This window comes from Pantoea sp. EA-12 (genome assembly GCF_030053355.1).
Taxonomy (GTDB): Bacteria; Pseudomonadota; Gammaproteobacteria; order Enterobacterales; family Enterobacteriaceae; genus Pantoea; species Pantoea vagans_C.
Genome location: NZ_JASGBY010000003.1, coordinates 92,454 through 117,773 on the forward strand (window position 1 = coordinate 92,454; position 25,320 = coordinate 117,773).

General features: G+C 53.6%; 21 protein-coding genes. 10 read left to right on the plus strand and 11 right to left on the minus strand.

Annotation, left to right across the window (positions count from 1 at the left end):
* Positions 1-246: 246 nt before the first annotated feature.
* The 4 genes from lpdA to pdhR form a co-directional block, all read right to left on the minus strand.
* Entirely contained in the window at positions 247-1,671 is a 1,425-nt protein-coding gene (gene lpdA, locus QMZ30_RS05715) for a dihydrolipoyl dehydrogenase (protein WP_283226850.1), read from the minus strand.
* Between the two features lie 174 nt (positions 1,672-1,845).
* A complete protein-coding gene (aceF, locus tag QMZ30_RS05720; protein WP_283226675.1) occupies positions 1,846-3,732 on the minus strand; it encodes a pyruvate dehydrogenase complex dihydrolipoyllysine-residue acetyltransferase in 1,887 nt (628 codons plus the stop codon).
* A gap of 14 nt (positions 3,733-3,746) precedes the next feature.
* Entirely contained in the window at positions 3,747-6,413 is a 2,667-nt protein-coding gene (aceE, locus tag QMZ30_RS05725; protein ID WP_039331323.1) for a pyruvate dehydrogenase (acetyl-transferring), homodimeric type, read from the minus strand.
* 128 nt (positions 6,414-6,541) lie between these two features.
* Positions 6,542-7,306 carry a pyruvate dehydrogenase complex transcriptional repressor PdhR gene (gene pdhR, locus QMZ30_RS05730; protein ID WP_034829622.1) on the minus strand — a complete coding sequence of 255 codons (765 nt, stop codon included), beginning with the start codon at positions 7,304-7,306 and terminating at the stop codon, positions 6,542-6,544.
* A 514-nt stretch (positions 7,307-7,820) separates the two neighbouring features.
* On the opposite strand from pdhR, the gene aroP reads away from it, so the two are divergent.
* From aroP to QMZ30_RS05745, 3 genes are all read left to right on the plus strand, one after another.
* Complete coding sequence (aroP, locus tag QMZ30_RS05735) at positions 7,821-9,176, plus strand: aromatic amino acid transporter AroP (RefSeq protein ID WP_039331328.1); 1,356 nt, start codon at positions 7,821-7,823, stop codon at positions 9,174-9,176.
* A gap of 162 nt (positions 9,177-9,338) precedes the next feature.
* Complete coding sequence (locus QMZ30_RS05740; protein WP_283226676.1) at positions 9,339-10,745, plus strand: glycoside-pentoside-hexuronide (GPH):cation symporter; 1,407 nt, start codon at positions 9,339-9,341, stop codon at positions 10,743-10,745.
* A complete protein-coding gene (locus QMZ30_RS05745; RefSeq protein WP_283226677.1) occupies positions 10,742-11,695 on the plus strand; it encodes a glycoside hydrolase family 43 protein in 954 nt (317 codons plus the stop codon). Before QMZ30_RS05740 ends, QMZ30_RS05745 begins: the two co-directional genes overlap by 4 nt.
* Here QMZ30_RS05745 and ampE read toward each other — a convergent pair.
* Together ampE and ampD are read right to left on the minus strand one after the other, a co-directional pair.
* Positions 11,677-12,531, minus strand: a complete 855-nt coding sequence (gene ampE, locus QMZ30_RS05750) for a beta-lactamase regulator AmpE (RefSeq protein WP_283226678.1) — start codon at positions 12,529-12,531, stop codon at positions 11,677-11,679. The genes QMZ30_RS05745 and ampE overlap by 19 nt on opposite strands.
* A 16-nt stretch (positions 12,532-12,547) precedes the next feature.
* On the minus strand, positions 12,548-13,099 hold the full coding sequence (gene ampD / locus QMZ30_RS05755) for a 1,6-anhydro-N-acetylmuramyl-L-alanine amidase AmpD (RefSeq protein WP_283226679.1): 552 nt from the start codon (positions 13,097-13,099) through the stop codon (positions 12,548-12,550).
* Positions 13,100-13,281: 182 nt separating this feature from the next.
* Here ampD and nadC point away from each other — a divergent pair, with 182 nt between their 5' ends.
* From nadC to hofC, 4 genes are all read left to right on the plus strand, one after another.
* Positions 13,282-14,181, plus strand: coding sequence for a carboxylating nicotinate-nucleotide diphosphorylase (gene nadC / locus QMZ30_RS05760; protein WP_283226680.1), 900 nt, complete (start codon positions 13,282-13,284; stop codon positions 14,179-14,181).
* Between the two features lie 176 nt (positions 14,182-14,357).
* Positions 14,358-14,798, plus strand: coding sequence for a prepilin peptidase-dependent pilin (gene ppdD / locus QMZ30_RS05765; protein ID WP_283226681.1), 441 nt, complete (start codon positions 14,358-14,360; stop codon positions 14,796-14,798).
* A 2-nt stretch (positions 14,799-14,800) separates the two neighbouring features.
* On the plus strand, positions 14,801-16,189 hold the full coding sequence (gene gspE / locus QMZ30_RS05770; protein WP_283226682.1) for a type II secretion system protein GspE: 1,389 nt from the start codon (positions 14,801-14,803) through the stop codon (positions 16,187-16,189).
* Entirely contained in the window at positions 16,182-17,381 is a 1,200-nt protein-coding gene (gene hofC / locus QMZ30_RS05775) for a protein transport protein HofC (RefSeq protein ID WP_283226683.1), read from the plus strand. Before gspE ends, hofC begins: the two co-directional genes overlap by 8 nt.
* A gap of 32 nt (positions 17,382-17,413) precedes the next feature.
* On the opposite strand, the gene QMZ30_RS05780 is transcribed toward hofC, so the two are convergent.
* Entirely contained in the window at positions 17,414-18,454 is a 1,041-nt protein-coding gene (locus tag QMZ30_RS05780) for a GMP reductase (protein ID WP_283226684.1), read from the minus strand.
* 218 nt (positions 18,455-18,672) lie between these two features.
* Between QMZ30_RS05780 and coaE the strand changes: the two genes are divergently transcribed.
* The 3 genes from coaE to yacG are packed head-to-tail and all read left to right on the plus strand — an operon-like array spanning position 18,673 to position 20,235.
* Complete coding sequence (coaE, locus tag QMZ30_RS05785; protein ID WP_283226685.1) at positions 18,673-19,281, plus strand: dephospho-CoA kinase; 609 nt, start codon at positions 18,673-18,675, stop codon at positions 19,279-19,281.
* 4 nt (positions 19,282-19,285) lie between these two features.
* Positions 19,286-20,029 (plus strand): cell division protein ZapD, encoded by a 744-nt coding sequence (gene zapD / locus QMZ30_RS05790; RefSeq protein ID WP_283226686.1) that lies wholly within the window; start codon positions 19,286-19,288, stop codon positions 20,027-20,029.
* An 8-nt stretch (positions 20,030-20,037) separates the two neighbouring features.
* Complete coding sequence (gene yacG / locus QMZ30_RS05795) at positions 20,038-20,235, plus strand: DNA gyrase inhibitor YacG (RefSeq protein ID WP_034829659.1); 198 nt, start codon at positions 20,038-20,040, stop codon at positions 20,233-20,235.
* Positions 20,236-20,260: 25 nt separating this feature from the next.
* On the opposite strand, the gene mutT is transcribed toward yacG, so the two are convergent.
* The 4 genes from mutT to lpxC all read right to left on the minus strand — a co-directional run bounded on the left by mutT (position 20,261) and on the right by lpxC (position 25,237).
* Positions 20,261-20,656: an 8-oxo-dGTP diphosphatase MutT gene (mutT, locus tag QMZ30_RS05800; RefSeq protein ID WP_039329325.1), complete on the minus strand. Its 396-nt coding sequence runs from the start codon at positions 20,654-20,656 to the stop codon at positions 20,261-20,263.
* 111 nt (positions 20,657-20,767) lie between these two features.
* Positions 20,768-23,473 carry a preprotein translocase subunit SecA gene (secA, locus tag QMZ30_RS05805; protein ID WP_283226687.1) on the minus strand — a complete coding sequence of 902 codons (2,706 nt, stop codon included), beginning with the start codon at positions 23,471-23,473 and terminating at the stop codon, positions 20,768-20,770.
* Positions 23,474-23,547: 74 nt separating this feature from the next.
* Positions 23,548-24,048 carry a secA translation cis-regulator SecM gene (secM, locus tag QMZ30_RS05810; RefSeq protein ID WP_283226688.1) on the minus strand — a complete coding sequence of 167 codons (501 nt, stop codon included), beginning with the start codon at positions 24,046-24,048 and terminating at the stop codon, positions 23,548-23,550.
* Positions 24,049-24,319: 271 nt separating this feature from the next.
* Positions 24,320-25,237, minus strand: coding sequence for a UDP-3-O-acyl-N-acetylglucosamine deacetylase (gene lpxC / locus QMZ30_RS05815; protein ID WP_039329331.1), 918 nt, complete (start codon positions 25,235-25,237; stop codon positions 24,320-24,322).
* Positions 25,238-25,320: the final 83 nt, after the last annotated feature.

A 25,320-nucleotide genomic window follows, 5' to 3' on the forward strand; every position in this document is an offset into this window, starting at 1 on the left:
GGGCGCTTGAGGCAATCTGCCTTAAGCTTAGTGAATTGAGGTAGGTTGTGGAGAGTTTGCTCGCAGAGTCAATGTTAATTAACCCTGCGAGCGAGCCGACTACCCTACACATCAGAAATGTCAGGTTAGTCGCTCGCTCGTGCTAATGCAAGAGGTAAGTGACTATGAAATCTAAATTAAAAATAAATTTTTTAATAATAAAAAACGGCTCCTCAAAGGAGCCGTTTTTCTATTTACCGCGAAAACTTATTTCTTTTTCGCTTTAGGGTTTGGCAGGTCAGTAATGCTACCTTCAAACACTTCAGCCGCCAGGCCAACAGACTCATGCAGCGTTGGGTGGGCATGAATGGTCAGTGCAATGTCTTCTGCATCACAGCCCATTTCAATCGCCAAACCGATCTCACCCAACAGCTCGCCGCCGTTGGTGCCGACAATTGCACCACCGATCACACGGTGAGTCTCTTTGTCGAAGATCAGTTTGGTCATGCCATCTGCACAGTCAGAAGCAATCGCACGGCCAGAGGCTGCCCACGGGAAGGTGGACACTTCGTAGCTGATGCCTTTCTCTTTGGCTTCTTTCTCGGTCAAACCTACCCATGCAACTTCTGGCTCGGTGTACGCGATAGAAGGAATCACTTTCGGGTCGAAGTAGTGCTTCAGACCAGAGATAACTTCTGCCGCCACGTGGCCTTCGTGCACACCTTTGTGCGCCAGCATTGGCTGACCGACGATATCGCCGATTGCAAAGATGTGGGGCACGTTAGTGCGCAGCTGCTTGTCGACACGGATGAAACCGCGATCGTCCACTTCAACGCCCGCTTTACCCGCATCCAGGCCTTTACCGTTTGGTACACGACCAATGGCCACCAGCACGGCGTCGTAACGCTGCGCTTCTGCAGGGGCTTTTTTACCTTCCATTGATACGTAGATACCATCATCTTTCGCTTCAACAGCGGTGACTTTGGTTTCCAGCATCAGGTTGAATTTCTTGCTGATACGCTTAGTGAACACCTTCACTACGTCTTTATCAGCAGCAGGGATAACCTGGTCGAACATCTCAACCACGTCGATCTCTGAACCCAGCGCATGGTAAACGGTGCCCATCTCCAGGCCGATAATCCCCCCCCCCATCACCAGCAGACGCTTAGGTACTTCTTTCAGCTCCAGCGCGTCAGTTGAATCCCACACGCGTGGATCGTTATGTGGGATGAATGGCAGTTCGATTGGGCGAGAGCCCGCCGCGATGATAGCGTTGTCGAAGTTGATGGTGGTTGAGCCACCTTCACCTTCCACCACCAGCGTATTCGCACCGGTGAATTTACCCAGACCGGTAACCACTTTCACTTTACGGCCTTTGGCCATACCGGCCAGACCGCCAGTCAGTTGAGTGATAACCTTCTCTTTCCAGGAACGAATTTTGTTAATGTCAGTTTGCGGCTGGCCAAACACGATACCGTGCTCTTCCAGCGCTTTCGCTTCTTCAATCACTTTCGCAACGTGCAGCAGCGCTTTTGACGGGATACAGCCCACGTTCAGACAAACACCACCGAGGGTGCTGTAACGCTCAACGATTACGGTTTCCAGACCTAAATCAGCGCAACGGAAGGCTGCAGAGTAACCTGCAGGACCTGCCCCAAGTACCACGACTTGAGTTTTAATCTCTGTACTCATCATGACCTCTTATTAGATTGCCGGCGGTCAAAAGCGAGCCCGTCCCAGGCTCCGCATGCCCTTTATCCACCGGGACATTTCACCGCAAGAGTTTACAGAATTGTTAATAAACTGCCAACCGCGGCAACTCTGAATGCTTACAACAAGGCCGGCATTTGCCGGCCTTGGTTAACTTCACATCACCAGACGGCGAATGTCGGACAGTGTGTTATTGATGATGGTGATAAAGCGCGCACCATCTGCACCGTCGATCACGCGGTGGTCGAAGGAGAGTGAGATTGGCATCATCAGACGCGGCTCAAACTCTTTACCATTCCACACCGGCTCCATCGCTGACTTGGAAACACCGAGGATAGCCACTTCCGGCGCGTTAACAATTGGCGCAAAGTGCGTGGTACCCAAGCCACCCAGGCTGGAGATGGTGAAGCAACCGCCCTGCATATCGCTGGCGGTCAGCTTGCCATCACGCGCTTTCTTAGAAATCGCCATCAGTTCACGCGACAGTTCAGTGATGCCTTTCTTATTCACATCTTTGAACACTGGAACCACCAGACCGTTTGGCGTATCCACCGCCACACCGATGTTGATGTATTTCTTCAGCGTCAGACGCTGCGCATCTTCAGACAGGGAACTGTTGAAACGTGGCATCTGCTCCAGCGCGGCCGCAACAGCTTTCATGATGAACACCACCGGGGTGAACTTCACATCCAGCTTACGTTTTTCCGCTTCAGCGTTCTGCTGCTTACGGAATGCTTCCAGATCGGTGATATCGGTCTTATCGAAGTGCGTAACGTGTGGGATAACCACCCAGTTACGGCTCAGGTTAGCACCTGAGATTTTCTGGATACGGCCCAGTTCCACTTCTTCAACTTCACCGAACTTGCTGAAATCGACTTTCGGCCAAGGCAGCAAGCCTGGCAGGCTTCCGCCACTTGCCGCTGCAGCCGGGGCTGCTTCAGCACGTTTCACCGCATCTTTCACGTAAGACTGCACGTCTTCTTTCAGGATGCGACCTTTACGGCCAGTGCCTTTGACTTTCGCCAGGTTAACACCGAACTCGCGTGCCAGACGACGAATCACTGGCGTGGCGTGCACGTAAGCATCGTTCTCAGCAAACTCGCCTTTCGCGTCAGCTTTAGCCGCTGGAGCCGCAGCAGGTTTCGCCGCTGCCGGTGCTGGAGCCGCTTCCTGTTTCGCCGCAGGTGCCGCAGCAGCAGGCGCAGCGCCTTCTACTTCAAACACCATGATCAGTGAACCGGTGCTGACTTTGTCGCCCGTGGACACTTTCAGTTCTTTCACGGTACCGGCGAATGGCGCAGGCACTTCCATCGATGCTTTGTCGCCTTCAACCACAATCAGTGACTGTTCAGCGGTGACTTTGTCGCCTACTTTTACCAGCACTTCAGTGACTTCAACTTCATCGCCGCCGATATCAGGCACGTTGACGTCTTTCGCGCCACCCGCAGCTGCAGGGGCTGCAGCTGGAGCCGCTTCCTGCTTCGCTGCTGGTGCGGCAGCCGGCGCTGCACCTTCCGCTTCGAAGATCATGATCAGCGAACCGGTATTCACTTTATCGCCAGTGGCGATTTTGATCTCTTTCACCACGCCCGCGAACGGTGCAGGGACTTCCATTGAAGCCTTGTCACCTTCAACGGTGATCAGTGATTGTTCCGCTTCAACTTTGTCGCCAACTTTCACCAGGATCTCAGTGACTTCAACTTCATCACCGCCGATGTCAGGCACGTTAACTTCTTTGCTGACCGCAGCAGCCGCCGGGGCTGGCGCCGCTTCGGCTTTTTTCTCTTCTGCTGTCGGTGCAGCCGCCGCGCCTTCTGCGTCGAAGATCATGATCAGTGAACCGGTATTCACTTTGTCACCGGTGGCGATCTTGATCTCTTTCACTACGCCGGCTTGCGGCGAAGGGACTTCCATTGAGGCTTTATCGCCTTCCACGGTGATGAGCGACTGTTCAGCTTCAACTTTGTCGCCTACCTTCACCAGGATTTCGGTGACTTCAACTTCGTCTGACCCGATATCCGGTACGTTAATTTCGATAGCCATTACTCTCTTACCTCTTAAGCCAGACGCGGGTTAACTTTATCGGCATCGATATTGAACTTAGTGATCGCATCCGCCACCACTTTCTTATCGATTTCGCCGCGTTTAGCCAGTTCACCCAGTGCAGCAACCACCACGTATGATGCATCCACTTCGAAGTGGTGACGCAGGTTTTCACGGCTGTCAGAACGACCGAAGCCATCCGTACCCAGAACGCGATAGTCGCTGGCTGGGACGTAGCTGCGAACCTGTTCTGCGAACAGCTTCATGTAGTCGGTTGAGGCCACTGCTGGCGCTTCGTTCATCACCTGAGCGATGTAAGGAACGCGTGGTGCTTCAGTCGGATGCAGCATGTTCCAGCGCTCACAATCCTGGCCATCACGTGCCAGTTCGGTGAACGAGGTGACACTATACACATCAGAACCAATGCCGTAGTCGTTAGCCAGAATCTGTGCCGCTTCACGCACGTGACGCAGGATAGAACCTGAACCCAGCAGCTGCACTTTACCTTTGCTACCTGCTACCGTTTCCAGCTTGTAGATACCCTTACGGATACCCTCTTCCGCACCCTGCGGCATCGCAGGCATGTGGTAGTTTTCGTTCAGCGTGGTGATGTAGTAGTAGATGTTTTCCTGCGCTTCGCCATACATACGCACCAGGCCATCCTGCATGATGACAGCCACTTCGTACGCGTAAGACGGATCGTAAGAGATACAGTTCGGGATAGTCAGCGACTGAATGTGGCTGTGACCATCTTCGTGCTGCAGACCTTCGCCGTTCAGCGTCGTACGTCCAGAGGTACCGCCGACCAGGAAGCCGCGTGCCTGTTGGTCGCCCGCCAGCCACATCAGATCGCCGATACGCTGGAAGCCGAACATCGAGTAATAGATGTAGAACGGAATCATCGGCAGGTTGTTGGTACTGTAAGAGGTCGCCGCCGCCAGCCAGGATGAACCTGCGCCCAGCTCGTTGATCCCTTCCTGCAGAATCTGGCCTTTCTCGTCTTCTTTATAGTAAGCAACCTGCTCACGGTCCTGCGGGGTGTACTGCTGGCCGTTCGGGCTGTAGATACCAATCTGACGGAACAGACCTTCCATACCGAAGGTACGCGCTTCATCCGCAAGGATTGGCACCAGACGATCTTTGATCGACTTGTTCTTCAGCATTACGTTCAACGCACGCACGAAGGCGATGGTGGTCGAGATCTCTTTGTTCTGCTCTTCCAGCAGCGGCTTGAACTCTTCCAGCGTTGGCATTTCCAGCTTCTCGCTGAATTCCGCCTGACGCGTTGGCAGATAACCACCCAGCTTCTCGCGCTGACCGTGCAGATAGTTGTACTCGTCGGAACCTTTCTCGAAGGTGACGTACGGCAGGGATTCGATCTTATCGTCAGCCACTGGCACATTGAAGCGATCGCGGATGTAGCGAACGCCATCCATGTTCATCTTCTTCACCTGGTGCGCGATGTTTTTACCTTCCGCGGTGTCACCCATACCATAACCTTTGATGGTATGTGCCAGGATCAGGGTCGGCTGACCTTTGGTATCCTGCGCTTTTTTCAGTGCCGCGTAGATTTTCTTCGGATCGTGACCGCCACGGTTCAGGGCGAAGATCTCTTCGTCTGACCAGTCTTTTACCAGCGCAGCCGTTTCCGGATATTTACCGAAGAAGTGTTCACGCACGTATGCGCCATCACGGGATTTGAAGGTCTGGTAGTCGCCATCAACAGTTTCGTTCATCAGCTGGATCAGCTTGCCGCTGGTGTCCTGCTTCAGCAGTTCATCCCAACGCGCGCCCCAGATCACTTTGATCACGTTCCAGCCTGCACCCGCGAAGATGCCTTCCAGCTCGTTGATGATCTTACCGTTACCGGTGACCGGACCATCCAGACGCTGCAGGTTACAGTTGATGATGAACACCAGGTTGTCCAGCTTCTCACGGGTGGCGATAGTGATCGCACCTTTAGATTCTGGCTCATCCATTTCACCGTCACCCAGGAAGGCATAAACGGTCTGGTTTGAGGTGTCTTTCAGGCCACGGTGCTCCAGATACTTCAGGAACTTCGCCTGATAGATCGCATTCAACGGACCCAGACCCATTGATACGGTCGGGAACTGCCAGAAATCTGGCATCAGTTTCGGGTGCGGGTAAGAAGACAGACCTTTACCGTGAACTTCCTGACGGAAGTTGTTCATCTGCTCTTCAGTCAGACGGCCTTCAAGGAAAGCACGTGAGTAGATGCCCGGAGAAATGTGACCCTGGAAGTAAACCAGATCGCCGCCGTCTTTATCACTGCGCGCACGGAAGAAGTGGTTAAAGCACACTTCATAAATGGTGGCAGAAGACTGGAAAGATGAGAGGTGACCGCCCAGCTCCAGATCTTTCTTCGACGCACGCAGCACCGACATGATGGCGTTCCAGCGAATTGCGGAACGGATACGACGTTCAAGAGAGGTGTTGCCCGGATAGTCCGGTTCATCTTCAACAGCAATAGAGTTGATGTAGTTGCTGATAGCAGAAGCGCCGCCAGCGACTTTAACACCACCTTTGCGTGCTGTGTTCAGTACCTGATCAAGCAGATACTGCGCGCGCTCAACACCTTCTTCACGGATGACCGATTCGATCGCCTGTAGCCAGTCACGAGTTTCGATCGGATCCACGTCATTCTGTAAACGTTCTGACATGGGGTGTGTTCCTTATCTGTGTCTAATACGTTGAATTATCAGGAGCCTGTCTGCTTGTGCTTTGCTTCTTATTCACAGCACAAGAAGACAGGTCCGTCGTTTGTTTTCCGCACGTTCGTTGCCGTGCGTTATTCCTTACGTTGCTGTAAACGACGCAGGGAGCGTTCACGACGACTCTGCTCCCGACTTCTGTCCAGCAAGATTTCCTCAATGAACGCCAGGTGACGATGAGATGCCTCGCGTGCTTGTTCTGGCTCACGAGCCACAATCGCCTCAAAAATACTGGCGCGGTGACCACTCACTTTCGCCAGCATTTCCCGGCGAGCGTAGAGCAATTCAAAATTCTGGCGAACGTTTTGTTCCAGCATAGGGCCCATAGAGCGCAGCAAATGTAACAGCACCACATTATGAGCGGCTTCTGTGACAGCGATCTGATACTTCATCACTGCATCGGCCTCGGCATCCAAATCGCCACTGTCCTGTGCCTGCTGGATATGAACATGGCAGTCACGGATGCGCTGCAAATCTTCATCTGTGCCACGCAGCGCGGCGTAATACGCAGCCACGCCTTCCAGTGCGTGACGGGTTTCCAACAGGTCAAACTGAGATTCTGGATGCTCAGCAAGCAGACTGACCAGCGGGTCACTCATGCTCTGCCAGAGATTCGTTTGCACGAAGGTACCACCGCCCTGACGACGCAGCAGCAGGCCTTTGGCTTCAAGGCTCTGGATCGCTTCGCGCAGGGATGGACGTGAGACATCGAACTGTTTCGCCAGTTCGCGTTCGGGGAGCAGCTTTTCACCCGGCTGAAGTGTCCCCTCCATAATGAGGGACTCCAGCTGTTGCTCAATCGCATCGGAGAGCTTGGGTTGGCGAATTTTACTGTAAGCCATCTTCCCTTCTTATCAGCCAAACGTCCGGAGTAAATTGGTAATACCAATTGAAAAATAGTGCCCGTAAAGTAACAAAGTATTCACCTTGTGTCTATATGGCCCCCATCACACTTCAAGGGTATATCGCTGTTGCAGCACGCTAACTCACCGTGCTGAAGGCATAAATTTGCCGGCAAAGTGAATTGTTAACAGATTTCACTTTTACTAAACCTTACACAGGGTTAGCCGATTCAGCGTCGCTAAACCATAAGGCAAAGCTATTCGTGTTTATTGTTTATTCATGTCAGAAATATCTTGGGTGCTCCACAGAGGATACTGCTGCTTTTTCAGCCATCTCTCAGCACAAAAAGCAAAAGCAGGTGCAAAGCGGCGCGCTTATCACTATTCTGGACGCCATGGTAGCCGGGACATGCACACAGCACGCCAGATACCGTAAAGAAAAGAATACATTAGGTAAAAACAGCCTTACAGTGCGCGCACTGCAGGTGCACAATAACAACATCACGAGGTTTGTATGGAACAACAGCATGGCGAGTCGCTGCATCGCGGCCTGAAAAATCGCCATATTCAGCTTATTGCGCTGGGCGGTGCCGTGGGTACCGGTCTGTTTCTGGGCAGCGCATCAGTGATTAAATCGGCCGGCCCGGCCGTGATTCTGGGTTATGCCATTGCCGGTTTTATTGCCTTTCTGATTATGCGTCAGCTGGGCGAAATGGTCGTAGAAGAGCCGGTTGCCGGTAGCTTCAGCCACTTCGCTTATAAGTACTGGGGCAACTTCGCCGGTTTCGCCTCAGGCTGGAACTACTGGGTGCTGTATGTGCTGGTTGCCATGGCCGAATTAAGCGCCGTCGGTAAATACATTCAGTTCTGGTATCCCGAATTTCCCACCTGGGCCAGTGCCGCCATCTTCTTCGTGGTGATCAACGCCATTAACCTGACCAACGTTAAAGTGTTTGGTGAGATGGAGTTCTGGTTCGCCATTATTAAAGTAGTGGCAGTAGTCGGCATGATCCTGTTCGGCGCCTGGTTACTGTTTGGCGGTCACGCCGGTCCACAAGCCACCGTTCGCAACCTGTGGGAACAGGGCGGCTTTATGCCAAATGGCTGGTCTGGACTGGTAATGATGATGGCCATCATCATGTTCTCCTTCGGCGGTCTTGAACTGGTCGGTATCACGGCGGCAGAAGCGGATAATCCTCAGGAGAGCATTCCTAAAGCCACCAACCAAGTGCTGTGGCGTATTCTGATCTTCTACATCGGTTCACTGGCTGTATTGCTTTCACTGCTGCCATGGACGCGTGTAACGGCAGACACCAGCCCGTTCGTACTGATTTTCCATGAACTGGGTGATGCGCTGGTCGCGAACGCGCTGAACGTGGTAATTCTGACGGCTGCGCTGTCGGTCTATAACAGCTGCGTATATTGCAACAGCCGTATGTTGTTCGGCTTAGCACAGCAGGGTAACGCACCGAAAGCGCTGTTAAACGTTGACCGTCGCGGCGTACCGGTTGCCACTATTATGGTCTCCGCTGTGGCAACCGCTTTGTGTGTACTGATCAACTACCTGATGCCAGGTGAAGCCTTTGGCCTGCTGATGTCGCTGGTAGTGTCAGCGCTGGTGATCAACTGGGCAATGATCAGCCTCGCTCATATGAAATTCCGTAAGAAGAAAGACCAACAAGGTGTGACCACGCGCTTTAAAGCGGTGCTCTATCCGCTGGGGAACTGGATCTGCTTGCTGTTTTTGGCGGCAGTACTGGTCATCATGGTCATGACTCCGGGTATGGCGATCTCTGTCTGGCTGATTCCGGTCTGGCTGGTGATCCTGGCTGTGGGTTACGCTATCAAGAATAAAGTGCAAAAAGCCTAATGTTTGTCTCTGCCCGGTGCCTCGTCGCCGGGCAGTTCTGCTGATCTGCCTCACACTTTTCTCCGCCCACCTGTTTTGTCCATCTACGTAACCAAATCCTCCCCACCATGTTACTGATTTAACGCTAATAATTTCGTCTCACCTTGCAGATGGAGACGAACAATGAAAGGAGCCGCCCTCTCATTCAGAGAGAAACTGGGATATGGCATGGGCGATGCCGGATGCAACATGATCGGCGGTGCCATCATGCTGTTCCTTAACTATTTCTACACCGACGTGTTTGGCCTCGCCCCGGCGCTGGTCGGCACCCTTCTGCTTTCTGTGCGCGTGCTGGATGCGGTGACCGACCCCATCATGGGTGCGATAGCGGACCGCACACAAAGCCGCTGGGGCCGTTTTCGCCCGTGGCTGTTATGGGTCTCAGTACCCTATGTCCTGTTCAGCGTCCTGATGTTCACCACACCGGACTGGAGCTACGACAACAAAGTCATCTGGGCTTTTGTCACCTACTTTCTGATGTCACTCACCTACACGGCAATAAACATCCCTTACTGCTCTCTGGGCGGGGTAATCACTAACGATCCGCGTGAACGTGTCTCTTGTCAGTCGTACCGGTTTGTCATGGTTGGTGTGGCCACACTGATCCTGTCACTCTCCATTTTGCCCATGGCAGAGTGGTTTGGAGGGGACAACAAAGCGCGCGGCTATCAAATGGCGATGAGTGTACTGGCGCTGATTGGCCTGGCCATGTTCCTGTTCTGTTTTGCCACCGTGCGCGAGCGTATTCGCCCGGCAGTACCGAATAATGATGACCTGAAAAAAGATCTGCGCGACGTGTGGAAGAACGACCAATGGGTACGCATTTTGCTGCTGACCTTCTGTAACGTTTGCCCCGGTTTTATCCGCATGGCGGCCACCATGTACTACGTCATTTGGGTGATGGGACAATCCACGCATTTCGCTACGCTGTTTATCAGCCTGGGCGTGGTGGGCATGATGTTAGGCAGCACGCTGGCTAAAGTCCTTACCGATCGCTGGTGCAAACTGAAAGTGTTTTTTTGGATCAATATCGTGCTGGCGCTGTTTTCCTGTGCCTTTTATTGGATTGATCCACAGGCAACCGTTGCGGTGGTCATCGCCTATTTCCTGCTGAATATCCTGCATCAGATCCCGTCGCCTCTGCACTGGTCATTGATGGCGGACGTTGATGATTATGGCGAATGGAAAACCGGTAAACGCATCACGGGCATGAGTTTCTCTGGCAACCTCTTTTTCCTGAAAGTGGGGCTGGCGGTGGCAGGTGCGATGGTCGGTTTCTTGCTCTCCATTTATGGCTATGACGCTGGGGCGAAGCAGCAATCACCGACCGCCATTAACGGCATTGTGCTGCTGTTCACTGTGATTCCCGGTGTCGGCTATCTCATCACTGCAGGAGTCGTGCGCTTGCTGAAAGTTGATCGTCAACTGATGCGCACGATTCAGGATGACCTTGCACTTCGGCGTGCAAGCCAGCGTGAACCGTCTCATGCCACACCGTCTGCCACCTCACTTCCAGGAGAGATCAAATGAACTGGCCAAATCCCTTTATTACCCAACGCGCCGATCCCTTTATTCTGCGTCATGGTCAAGGCTACTATTTTGTCGCCTCGGTGCCGCAGTATGACCGCCTGGAAATTCGCTATGCAGAGACGTTAGCTGACCTGATTGAGGCAGAAGCGGTCACGGTATGGCACAAACCCGATACCGGGCCTTTCAGTGCACTGATCTGGGCGCCTGAGCTCCATCATATTAATGGGCAGTGGGTGATCTATTTTGCCGCAGCTCCCACACGCGACATTAAAGACGGGTTGTTTCAACATCGTATGTACGCGCTGGTGTGTGATGACAGCGATCCGCTTTCGGGTCGCTGGCAGCCCGCGCGTCGCGTGTTTACTCCCCTCGACTCCTTCTCTCTTGATGCCACACATTTCGTGCATCAAGGCAAAAACTGGTATCTGTGGGCACAAAAAGATCCCGCGATCCCCGGTAATTCCAACCTCTATCTGGCGGAATTACTCAACCCCTGGACCTTAAAAAGCGCCCCCGTGATGCTAAGCCGGCCAGAGTATGAGTGGGAGTGCGCAGGATTTAGCGTCAATGAAGGCCCGGCAGCTATCCGCCATGGCGATCGCTTGTTTGTGACCTATTCTGCCAGCGCGACCGATGAAAATTACTGCCTTGGCATGTTGAGTATTGATGCGCTGGCCGATCCGCTCGACAACAGCGCATGGCAGAAATCAGCGCGTCCAGTCTTCACCACCAGCTGGGAAAATCAGCAATATGGACCGGGGCATAATAGCTTTACCGTTGATGAGCAAGGAAGAGATGTGTTGGTGTATCACGCACGGAACTACACCGAAATCGAGGGCGATCCGTTATGGGATCCGAACCGCCATACGCGTTTGAAGTACCTGGGATGGCGCGAAGACGGCACACCGGATTTTGGCGTGCCGCCAGCCGATCACACCAGCGTGCCGTAAATAGTCAACAGTGCCACGACCACAACCAGTACCAGAGAAATACGCTTAGCCAACGCCACGGCGACACGTGGCGTTTCAACTTTGTCCATGTGCGGATCGCGTGCCAGTGAGAACTGCGCCAGGCTGGTCAGCACTTGATATTGCGAGCGATGGCGATCGCTCAACGAAGCGAACCACGCTGGCAATGCCCGCTCACCATGACCGAGTAACGCATAAGCCACGCCTGCCAGGCGTACCGGGATCCAGTCCAGCACATGCAGGACGCGATCGACGCCTGACTGCGCGCGCTCAAGTGGCGAGTGATGTTTCGCCAGCCAGGTCTGCCAGGCGCGCAGAAAAGCGTATCCCACCAGCAGGACCGGACCGTATGGCCCACCGACCACAAACCAAAACAGCGGAGCAAGGTAGAAACGGAAGTTAATCCAGATCAGCGCATTCTGCAGTTCACGCAAGAATTCACGCTCACTGCACTCAACGGGCACGCCATGAATCAGCGTCAGTTCGGCAGCCATGACCTGATGCGCCGCTTCATCGTCATGGCTCGCCGCTTTCAGGTAGCTGTGATAATGCAAACGCACCGAGCCCGCGCCGATGCACAGCAGCCCCACCACAATCCAGAAAGCCAGTTGCGCCACGCCAAACAGAATGCCTTTGAGGCTCCAGACCAATAGCCAGACAATCAGCATGGCGACCAGGGTCATTAATAGCGTGCGCAGCAGCGAAAAGCGCTGGCGTCCACGGAACAGCGGTTCCAACCGATGATCCAGTTGCCAGTGCTCACCCAATTTAAAAAGGCGCTCCCAACCTAAAACTAATAACAAGCTAAACAACGTCATACCTGCTCCTGCGGTTTCAAGGATTCTCCTGCCTGATAGCATCTTTATAGCGCATCCAGTCAAAAGCGGGACCGGGATCGGTTTTACGCTGCGGTGCGATATCACTGTGACCGGTAATACGATCCAGCGTCAGCGGATAATGCTGAAGCAGCAAGGCACTAACCTGCTGCAAAGTATCATATTGTGCATCGGTATAGGGCAGCGTATCAGTCCCTTCAAGCTCTATACCCATCGAAAAATCATTACAGTTTTCTCGACCTTCAAACTGCGAAACGCCAGCATGCCAGGCCCGCTGGTCAAACGAAACGTACTGCACCAGCTCACCATCACGGCGAATCAGGCAGTGTGCCGCCACGCGTAAATGGGCGATATCGGCAAAATAGGGGTGAGCATCCGGGGGTAAGGTCCCGGTAAACAATTGATCAATCCACGGACCGCCAAATTGGCCAGGCGGCAAACTGATATTATGGATGATTAACAGCGACGGAATTTCGCATTCCGGACGCTGATTGAAGTGCGGTGAGGGCACTTTGCGCGCGCTGGTGATCCAGCCATCTTCCAGTTTCATGCCTTCAATCCTTAGCCAAACTTTGCCGAGAATACCATGAATCCCCCTGCGCGCTTGCGACTTAATGCGCAGGGATGCCCGTGTTAAGGATACTAAACATTTCATTCAGCAGTGTCTGGCAATAGTCAATAAATCAGGCTAAGGTGGGCGCACAAAATTCCGACTAGTGGAGTGGCATCACCATGGCATCGCGTCGTTACGATCCCGATCATCGTCGTCAGGAACTGATTAAACGCATAGAACAAGATATCCCGGAAGCCGTAACCCGCGCGCTTCAGGAAGATTTGGGTGGCGAAGTCGATGCCGATCGTGACATCACCGCCTTGCTCTTGCCTGAAGATAAGCAGGCTGAAGCGCAGATCATTACGCGCGAAGCCGGTGTTTTCTGTGGTAAACGTTGGGTCGAGGAAGTCTTTATCCAGTTGGGTAATAAAGTCACGCTCATCTGGCATGTCGAGGACGGTCAAAATGTGGTCGCTGACCAACTCCTGTTTGAATTACACGGCCCGGCGCGTCTGCTGTTAACCGCAGAGCGTACCGCACTGAATTTTGTGCAAACCCTGTCCGGCGTGGCGACAGAGGTCAGTCGTTATGTCGCGCTACTGGACGGTAGCGAAACCCAGTTGCTGGATACACGCAAAACCTTGCCGGGCCTGCGCACTGCGTTGAAATATGCCGTGCTCTGCGGTGGTGGCAACAATCACCGCCTCGGCCTTTCTGATGCATTCCTGATCAAAGAAAACCACATTATTGCCAGCGGTTCTGTGCGCAAAGCGGTTGAGAAAGCGCTGTGGCTGGAGCCAGATGTGCCGGTGGAGGTGGAAGTAGAGAGCCTGCAGGAATTACAGGATGCGCTTGATGCCGGAGCCGATATTATCATGCTCGATAATTTCAGCTTTGAGATGATGCATGAAGCCGTGGCACTTACTGCGAAACGGGCTTTGCTTGAGGTTTCTGGCAATGTCACCGAAACCACCCTGCCGCAGATTGCCAAAACGGGCGTTGATTTCGTCTCGGTGGGCGCGCTGACCAAACATGTTCGCGCCCTCGACCTCTCCATGCGCTTCCGCGAACACGGATAACCTCGTGGCCGCCGCCGTACTTCAGTGCGGCGGTTTGTGCACTCTCCCCCATTTACCGCGAAACCTTGTGCAACAACCTCGATTTAACGCGTAACGTTTTCCACTTCGTCACAGTCTTGGTTTCGCTGCTCACCGCCGTTTCCTACCTTAGCCGCTCCACAACAAGGAGCCTGACGATGGAAAGACAACGGGGTTTTACCCTAATCGAATTAATGATTGTGATTGGCATTGTGGCCATTCTTAGCGCAATCGGCCTGCCCAGCTATCAAAACTACCTGCAACGCGCGGCACTCACCGACATGTTGCAAACCATGGTGCCCTATAAAACTGCGGTGGAGCTTTGCGCCATTGAGCGTGGCGATCCAGCACAGTGCCAGGCGGGGGCAGGGGGTATTCCTGCGGCCAAAGGCTCGCGTTATGTCGCGACATTGAGCGTGGCTAATGGGGTGATTTCCTTAGTCGGTCAGGAGAGTCTCAGCGGTTTGCAGGTGGAGATGACGCCGACCTGGAATGCCACGGAAGGCGCAATTGACTGGCAACGCAGTTGCGTCAGCACCAACGCCAGCCTACGCGATAGCTGCATGGAACAGTTTCGTTTTGCCGATAAGGACAGCTAACGATGGAACAATCTAACCCGGCATTGCAGAACTTGTGCGCGCGCTATCAAGCCGTAATGCTGCAACATGATGCGACATTGCTGCGCGTCGCCGTTGCAGAGACCCCCGACCCGCTCCTGCTTGAGGCGTTGCAATTCGCCAGCCAGTGCAAAGTTGAAGTCGAGTGTTGGCCCGCCGCGCGATTGGAGCAGCTACTGCATAACCCCAATGCCGCTGCTGCTTCGCGTGAACCTGCAACGTCAGAGTCTGCGATAAACGCCGTGGAAAACATTCTGCGTCAGGCGAGTCATCGGCGCGCTTCGGATGTGCATTTTGAACCACAACGCCATGGCTTACGCATCCGACTGCGCATTGATGGCGTGCTGCATAAATTGTCACAACTGCCTGATGCACAACCTGCTGCGGTGCTGGCTCGGCTCAAAATCCTGGGGGGGCTGGATATTGCCGAACGCCGTCTGCCACAGGATGGTCAATTTACGTTACAGATCGATGAGCAGATGATGGCCTTTCGCCTCTCCACGCTCCCCACCAGCCACGGCGAAAAAGCGGTGGTCAGGCTGCTGCAAAGTGAAAACAGCGCCATCACGCTGGATAAGCTGGGTATGCCGCTCGCACAATTACGCCTGTTGAAAAATGCCCTGGCAAAACCACAGGGGCTGATTCTGGTCACCGGACCGACAGGCAGCGGAAAAACCTTCACGCTTTACAGTGGATTGAGCGCGCTGAACGTGCCGGATAAGAATGTATGCAGTGTTGAGGATCCGGTTGAGATCCCGCTCGATGGCATCAATCAGACCCAGATCCATCCACGCAGCGGCCTCGATTTTAACCGCGTGCTGCGCGCACTTTTGCGGCAGGATCCTGATGTCATCATGGTAGGAGAGATCCGCGATGCCGAAACCGCCAGCATTGCCGTGAAAGCGGCACAAACCGGGCATTTGGTACTCTCGACCCTACACACAAACTCTACCGCTGAAACTCTCACGCGCTTGCGGCAGATGGATATTCCCGGTTATCTACTCGGTCCAGCGTTGCAGTTGGTGGTAGCACAGCGTTTGGTCAGGCGCCTGTGTACGCATTGTCGCCAGCCGGCACAGGCCATTGCCCACTTACCCCATGAAATGTGGCCAGGCACACTGCAAACCTGGCGCGCACCGGGATGTGACCACTGTTTTTCCGGCTATTACGGTCGTGTTGCGCTGTTCGAAATTCTACCGATGAGTAATAAGCTGCAAAACGCGATATCGGCCGATATGCCGCTGGAGCACGTTATCGCGCTAGCCAATGAACTGGGGATGAAAACCTTGCTCACCGCCGGGCTGGATGCGGTAAGTCGGGGAGAAACGTCTTTCGAGGAGATGCAGCGCGTCGTGGGATTGGGCGATGGCTAATCTCTATTCTTACCGCTGGCAGGCTCTCGACACTATGGGGTTGTTACTGGACGGCACCTCGCTAGTGGCAAACCAAGATTCGTTGCTTAATCAGCTCTCGGACCGCGGAATGCTGCCTGTCAGCTGGCATCGCGGCCGATGCTGGCGGGCACGGGACTGGAAATGGCAGCTGAAAATTGACCTGGTTCGTCAGTTGGCCACTTTGCTGAAGGCAGGCCTGCCGCTGGCGGAAAGCCTGACCTTGCTGGCTGAGGGCCATCCGCATGCGGGATGGCGCGTGTTACTGAGTGAATTACACCGACGGGTTATGGCGGGAGACACTTTCTCGCAGGCACTGCGTGCCTGGCCGCAGATATTTCCGCCGCTCTTTCCAGCATTAATGGAGGTGGGGGAACTGACAGGCCAACTCGATGAGTGCTGCCGACAGTTGGCGCTTCAGCAAAGTAAGCAACAGCATCTGCGCCAGAAAGTAGTCAAAGCGCTGCGCTATCCGCTGTTTATTCTGCTGGTTGCGATGGCGGTCAGTGCAGGTATGTTGCTGTTTGTCCTGCCAGAATTCGTCTCCGTGTATGCCAGCTTTAATGCACCACTTCCCGCTTTCACTGCGGCAGTCATCGCACTGTCAGAGGGGTTACAGCAGGCTGCCGTTCCCCTTTCGCTGCTCATCGCCGCGCTGATATTGATTGGCAAGTGGCTTTATCGTCGCTCAATGCCATGGCAACGGCGTGTACAACGCGGGCTCTTGCGCCTGCCGCTGTTGTCTCCACTGTGGCGCGGAGGGCAACTGAGTCAGATCTACGCCATTATGCACCTGACACAGCAGGCCGGTTTAACCCTGCTGCATAGCCTGCAGGCGGTAGAAGTCACCTTGTCTTCATGTCTGTGGCGTGAGGACATTGTCGCACTGCAACAGCATATCGCCGCTGGCACACCGCTGCATCAAGCACTGCAACAACATGCACTCTTCACGCCGCTGTGTGCTCAACTTATTCGCGTCGGAGAGGAAGCGGGAGCGCTGGATGTGATGCTGGCGCGTCTGGCTGAATGGCATGAAGCTCAAACTCTGTCTCGTGCGGATACCCTTGCGGCATCGCTGGAGCCACTGATGATGGTGGTGATAGGCGGCATCGTTGGAACGTTGGTGATTGCAATGTACTTGCCGGTATTTGGCCTGGGAGAGGCTATCCGTTAGCAGGTGCGCACCGCGCGCACCTGTTTCTGACATTAACGTGTGAACACCCGGTTTTCCTGTTCTGCTACACGGATGAAGGTGGTGCGTTTTGTCAGCTCTTTCAACCGTTCAGCCCCAACGTAGGTGCAGGCAGAGCGTAATCCGCCGAGGATATCTTTCACCGTCTCTTCAACCGGGCCACGCAGCGGCAGCCGCACGGTTTTACCTTCTGCTGCGCGATATTGGGCAACACCGCCAACGTGGCGTTTCATCGCCGACTCCGAGCTCATGCCATAGAACAGCATAAATTGCTCGCCATTCTCTTCAACGATGGAACCTTCGCACTCATCGTGCGCCGCCAACATCCCACCGAGCATGACGAAATCGGCTCCGCCGCCAAAGGCTTTCGCAATATCACCAGGAACAGAACAGCCGCCATCACTGACAATTTGTCCACCGAGTCCATGTGCGGCATCCGCGCACTCAATTACTGCGGATAATTGTGGGTAGCCGACGCCGGTTTTGACGCGGGTGGTGCACACTGAACCGGGACCAATGCCGACTTTGACGATATCCGCACCGGAAAGGATCAACTCTTCTACCATCTCACCGGTTACCACGTTCCCCGCACAGATGGTCTTACCGGGAAAACTTTCCCGAACACGCTGCAGGAATTCAACAAAGTGCTCTGAATAACCGTTAGCGACATCGATGCAGATAAAATTCAGCTGCGGCGTCAGTGCCAGGATCGCGCCCAGCTTGGTAAAGTCAGATTCTGAAGTGCCGGAAGAGACCATCACATGGCGCAGTACCGTTGGTGAGACACGCTGAATGAATGCCTGCCAGGCTTCAACGCTGTAGTGTTTATGCACTGCCGTCAACACGTTGAAACTCGCCAAGGCTTCGGCCATGGTAAAGGTACCGACCGTATCCATATTGGCGGCAATTATCGGCACGCCCGTCCAGTTCAGGCCAGAGTGTTTGAAGGTGTAGGTGCGTTCAAGTTCAACCTCAGAACGGCTTTTTAAGGTGGAGCGCTTAGGCCGGATTAAAACATCTTTAAAGCCCAGCTTTAAATCTTCTTCAATACGCATAGCAGGATGTCCTGGTTAGTGACGACGAACCGCAGTTCGGGTAGCGCTCACGGCTCCAGTCTCGTTATCATACGCGCCATTACTGACGTGACAAGACTGCGAATTTCACTTTATTTAGGCTACAATCCCTTAAATTTAGCTGAGAAAATTGATTGTGATCATGCTCTCATCTTGCTGCGACCTATGGTCGCCGATGAGACACATTCCGAGAGAACGCGATGCCTTTTACCGTTGCGCTCACCGGAGGTATTGGCAGCGGTAAAAGCACCATTGCCAACGCTTTCGCGGCGCTGAGCGTTGATATCATTGACGCCGATGTGATTGCCAGAGAAGTGGTTGAGCCCGGCACCCCGGCCTTATCGGCGATAGTTAAACGCCATGGTGAGTCGATCCTGACGGCAGAAGGGGCGCTGTATCGCGCTCGGTTGCGGGAAATTATTTTCCAGCAGCCAAAGGAGAAAAACTGGCTTAATCAGTTACTTCATCCACTCATCAATGCGCGAACACATCAGTTAAAATTACTCGCGACTTCACCCTATGTATTGTGGGTAGTGCCACTGCTGGTGGAGAACGGCTTACAACATCAGGCCGATCGCATTCTGGTCGTCGACGTGGATGAGGCAACGCAACTTCAGCGAACGCAGTCACGCGATGGCATTACGCTCAGCCAGGCGAAACATATTCTTGCCGCGCAGGCCAGTCGCGAACAGCGCTTAGCCTGTGCGGATGACATCATTGATAATAGCGGTACACCCGAGCAGGCGTTACCGCGCGTTGCTGAACTTCACCAGTGCTATTTACGCCTGGCAGCAACCCGACAGGATTAACATCATGAGCACAGTTGTTCTATTTGAACACCCACTGAATGAGAAGATGCGCACCTGGTTGCGTGTCGAGTTTCTGCTGAACCAGTTACATGAAACGGTCCCTGTTAGCGGCTCGGTATCTGCCCTGGCAGTGTTTCGTATTATGGGTGATTTGCTGGATATCTTCGAACGCGGTGATATGCGCACCGAGTTACTCAAAGAACTGGAGCGCCAGCAGCAAAAGCTGCGTGCCTGGCTGGATGTGCCCGGTGTCGACGAACAAACCATTGTCAGTTTGCGCGATCGTTTAAAACGCCAATCCACTGAATTAATGGCTGCCCCACGCATGGGACAACAGTTACGTGAAGATCGCCTCATCGCGCTGGTGCGCCAACGCTTGAGCATACCCGGCGGTTGCTGCAGTTTTGATTTGCCCAGCCTGCATATCTGGCTCCATCAGGAACAGTCACTGCGGGATATTCAGGTGAACGGCTGGCTGGAGTCCCTGATGCCGCTGCGCAATAGCCTGACCCTAATCCTCGATCTGATTCGCCAGTCTGGTGCCTTTCGTCATCAAACCAGCCTCAACGGTTTTTATCAGGATAATGCTGAAGGCTCTGACTTACTGCGCCTGCAACTCACCCTGGAAGATGCGCTTTACCCGCAAGTCTCAGGCCATAAGAGCCGTTACGCTATTCGCTTCCTGCCACTTGATAGCGAACGAGGGGAAGTCCCCGCTCGACTGAATTTTGAATTAGCCTGTTGCTAGAGGATGTTATGCAAGAAGAGATGATTACCGTACCCTGCCCGAACTGCGGTAAAGACGTGATGTGGGATGAGTTGAGTCCGTGGCGCCCGTTTTGCAGCAAACGTTGTCAGCTGATTGATTTGGGCGAATGGGCAGCGGAGGAGAAACGCATCCCCAGTGACAGCGATCTGACCGACAGCGATGACTGGAGTGAAGAGCAGCACTGATGCGCAAGGGGCACCGCCCCTTGGCTTAAATCTCGCCAGCGACTAACTGAGCAATCAGTTGGTGGTTTGCGGGAGGAAATTCATCCGCGACCAGATCCCGCTGCTCAACCCAGCGTTGTGGCTGCCCTTCTCGACCATAGGGCTCACCGTTCCATCCTTCCACCAGAAAGAAATGCAGTGTGACGCGCAGGTCATCATAACTGTGATCGGCTAAACCGATGGCTTTGGCTGCCGTCACATCGATGCCTGTTTCTTCCATCAATTCACGCTTCAGGGCTTGTTCCGCGGTTTCATCCTGTTCGATTTTGCCGCCAGGAAACTCCCATTTGTTGGCCATGTAAGAGCTTGCCGCGCGCTGAGCAAGAAAGATCTGGTGACTGGCATTGCGAATGATGCCCACCGCGACCTGCAGGTGTTTCATAAGCTGGATTCCGCTTTGAGTAAGTGAGCGCTGATTTTAAAGCAGTCGCCCAGTAATGTTAACCCGATGCCGACACTCAAATAAAAAAGGAGCCCGCAGGCTCCTTGTTTATCAGGCCAGACGGCCGTGACACTGTTTGTACTTCTTACCGGAACCGCATGGGCACAGATCGTTACGCCCGACTTTGCGCTCTCCGCCTTGTGCAGCCAGTGCAGCGGCAGCCGCCGTTTCATCATCAACATGACTCAACTGTTGCTGCTGTGCCAGACGTTCCGCTTCTTCACGACGCTGCTGCTCCATCGCTTCAACTTCTTCTGGCATGCGCACCTGTACCTTGCTCAGGGTGCTGATCACTTCATATTTTAGTGATTCCAGCATCGCAGCGAACATAGAGAAGGATTCACGCTTATATTCCTGCTTCGGATCTTTCTGCGCATAACCACGCAGATGGATACCCTGGCGCAGATAATCCATCGCCGCTAAGTGCTCTTTCCACAGTGAGTCCAGCGTCTGAAGCATCACGCCTTTCTCGAAGTTACGCATCATCTCAGCGCCCACCACTTCTTCCTTGGCGGCATAGCTTTCGTGTGCATGAGTCATGATACGTTCACGCAGCGTTTCTTCGTGCAGATCTGGCTCTTTGTCCAGCCACTCGGCAATCGGCAGATCGAGGTCGAAATCGTTACGCAGACGCTCTTCCAGCGCCGGAACATCCCACATCTCTTCCAGAGACTGTGGCGGAATGTAGGTATCGATGGTCGCTTTGAACACATCTTCACGGATGCTGTTGATGGTTTCGGACACATCGGACACATCCAGCAGTTCATTACGCTGGCTGTAAATGGCGCGACGCTGATCGTTAGCCACGTCATCGTATTCCAGCAGCTGCTTACGAATATCGAAGTTGCGGCTTTCCACTTTACGCTGCGCGTTAGCAATCGCTTTGGTCACCCATGGGTGCTCGATCGCTTCGCCCGGCTTCATACCCAGTTTACGCATCATGTTAGAGACACGATCCGAGGCAAAAATACGCATCAGCGCATCTTCCATCGACAGGTAGAAGCGAGATGAACCGGCATCACCCTGACGACCGGCACGGCCGCGCAGCTGGTTATCGATACGGCGAGATTCGTGACGTTCAGTACCGATAATGTGTAAACCGCCCGATGCCAGTACCGCATCGTGACGTAGTTTCCACGCCTCTTTAATCGCCTGAATTTGCTCTTCTGTCGGCTCTTCCAGCGCAGCAACTTCTGCCTGCCAGCTACCACCGAGAACGATGTCGGTACCACGACCGGCCATGTTAGTCGCGATAGTCACGGCTGCAGGCTGTCCCGCCTGAGCAACAATATCCGCTTCGCTGGCGTGGAATTTAGCGTTCAGTACGCTGTGCTTAATGCCCGCACGCGTCAATTCCTGGGAGACCACTTCTGATTTTTCAATTGAAATGGTACCGACCAGCACTGGCTGACCTTTTGCTGTGCAGTTACGGATGTCTTCAATGATGGCATCAATCTTCTCTTTCTCGGTCATGTAGACCAGATCGGCCATGTCTTTACGCACCATCGGACGGTTGGTTGGCACCACGATGGTATCGAGCTTGTAGATAGAGCTGAATTCAAACGCTTCGGTATCTGCAGTACCCGTCATACCGGCCAGTTTTTCGTAGATACGGAAATAGTTCTGGAAAGTAATGGATGCCAGCGTCTGGTTTTCGTTCTGGATCTCGACGCTCTCTTTGGCTTCAACCGCCTGATGCAAGCCGTCTGACCAGCGGCGACCCTGCATGGTACGTCCGGTGTGTTCATCAACGATGATGACCTCACCGTCTTTAACGATGTAGTCAACGTCGCGGGTAAACAGCGCGTGGGCACGAAGCGCAGCGGTAACGTGGTGCATCAACATGATATTAGTTGGGGAGTAAAGTGACTCACCCTCTTCCATGATGCCCTGGCTGACCAGCAGCTCTTCGACCTTGACCAGGCCGCGCTCGCTCATGTGAGCCTGACGTGCTTTTTCATCCACCCAGAAATCACCTTCACCCTGGAAGGTGTCAGAGTCTTCTTTCTCCTGGCGCACCAGGTGCGGGATGATTTTGTTTACTTTGGTGTAAAGCTCAGAGCTGTCTTCCGCCGGTCCGGAAATGATTAACGGTGTACGCGCTTCATCGATGAGAATGGAGTCAACTTCATCCACCAGCGCATAGTGCAGTTTACGCTGGACGCGCTCTTCCGGGCTGAACGCCATGTTGTCACGCAGGTAGTCAAAACCGTATTCGTTATTGGTACCGTAAGTGATATCAGCGGCGTATGCGGCGCGCTTCGCCACAGCAGGCATATTCGGCAGGTTGATACCGATAGACAGGCCGAGGAACTCGAACAGTGCGCGGTTGTTTTCCGCATCACGCTGGGCCAGATAGTCGTTGACGGTAACAACGTGGACGCCTTTGCCGCTCAGCGCATTCAGATAGGCCGGCAGGGTTGCGGTCAGGGTTTTACCTTCACCGGTACGCATCTCCGCGATGCAACGCTCATTCAGCACCATACCGCCGATCAGCTGCACATCGAAGTGACGCATACCAAACACACGCTTACTGGCCTCACGCACGGTGGCAAAAGCTTCTGGGATCAGGCTTTCAAGGCTCTCACCTTTTTTCAGACGCTCGCGGAACAGATCGGTTTTGGCTTTCAGCTCATCATCAGACAACTTAACGAAATCCGGTTCCATCTTGTTGATGACATCAACAATTTTGCGCATACGGCGCAGAGTACGATCGTTACTGCTGCCAAAAACCTTGGTTAATAATTTGATTAACATGATAAATTTTTCTCAATTCAGCCGTAATTTACGGTCTGGAAAATCTAAAACAGGATGTGGAAAAAAGTTAGCAGTTAAGCGTTGAGTGGCCCTGCGCGGATGCCATGGATAGCAGCCTGCCAGTCAGCAGAAGTCGGGATGGAGAGGTCGTGATGACCCGGGGTTTTCTGCGCGTCAAGCGCCAGAGCGGGTTGTGCAGGCGATGTCAGCAGCGCCTGCAACGAATCAATTAACGCCAGCTTTTGTGCCGCCAGCGGCGCAGCTTGTTCGGCCTCCGCTTCAGCGGGCGGGGTCATGCTGAACGAAAGATGGCGGATAACGGTGCGAATCGCATGCTGATGCCAGTAATCGACGTTAAAGTTCGGTCGACGTGCACTTTCCTGCAGGCGAATCAGATGATCGAAATGAACAGCGTTACCGACAAACAGGCTGCTGATGGGCGAGTCAGTCGCCGTGGGTTCCGCACTTTGCGCACAGGCAGGCAAGCCCAAACTGGCCGCCACCATCCCTAACAAGAGATGAGGCCAGAAATAGCGTCTGCCTAATTGTCGCCAGCGTGAGAAAATCCCGATCACAACCTGTCCAGAGTTTAATTAAATAAGTGATGGAGCTGCCGTGGTCATCCACGCCCCTACTCATACGAGCGCCAGATAATAGCACTTATGTGGGGCGACGACACCAGTGTTTAAAGGGCTTACGGGGGAATTCACGTTTTTTGTACAGGCTTTCGCCAGTCTGAGTGAAGAATTGCGAGCGGTCTTGCAGGATTGATTATCAGGCAATAAAAACGGCAGGCTCGGCTGACCGGAGAGGGTGTCAGCGAGACCTGCCGTTTTTACGTCTGGCTTACGCCAGCACTAAATTTGGTGCTTTGAATGCCAGCGGCAGTTCAGCCTCGTCTTCGAAGGTTGCCCATTCCCAGGCTTCCTGCTTAGCCAGAACCGCTTGCAGTAATTTATTGTTCAGCGCATGGCCCGATTTGAACGCAGAGAATGCGCCAATCACGTTATGACCACACATGAACAAATCACCGATAGCATCCAGCATTTTGTGACGAACGAATTCATCTTCAAAGCGCAGACCGTCTTCGTTAAGTACGCGGAAATCATCGAGTCCGATCGCACAGTCTAAGCTACCGCCCAGGCACAGGCCTTTAGACTGCAGATATTCGATTTCACGCATAAAACCAAAAGTGCGCGCGCGGCTGATTTGGCGAACAAACGCCTCAGCCGAGAAGTTCAGCTGGTAACGCTGCGAGCTTGAGTCAATCGCTGGGTGTTTGAAGTCGATAGTAAAATCGAGCGAGAAACCGTTGTACGGTTTGATCTCAGCCCACTTATCGCCATCTTCCACACGCACCGTTTGCTTAACGCGGACGAATTTCTTCGCGCTGTTCAGCTCTTCGATGCCTGCATCCATCAGCAAATAGACAAAAGGCGCGGCACTGCCATCCATGATTGGAATTTCTGGCGCATCGACTTCAACGATAATGTTATCAATGCCCAGGCCAGCCAATGCTGCATTCAGGTGTTCAACCGTCGAAATACGCACGCCTTCATCATTCACCAGGCAAGTACTCAGCATGGTGTCGCGCACGTATTTTGCATCAGCCGGGAAATCAACCGGTGGATTCAAGTCAGTGCGACGATAGATGACCCCGGTATTAGCCGACGCAGGGCGTAAGGTCAGCGTGACTTTCTTGCCGGTATGTAAACCGACACCTGTCGCCTGAACAATACGTTTTAATGTCCTTTGTTTGATCATCGCTTTATCTCGCAATATTACCCATCCGACCGCCAGTATAAATTACCGGCGGGCGAACACTTTAGCACAAAGAGCGGAGAATC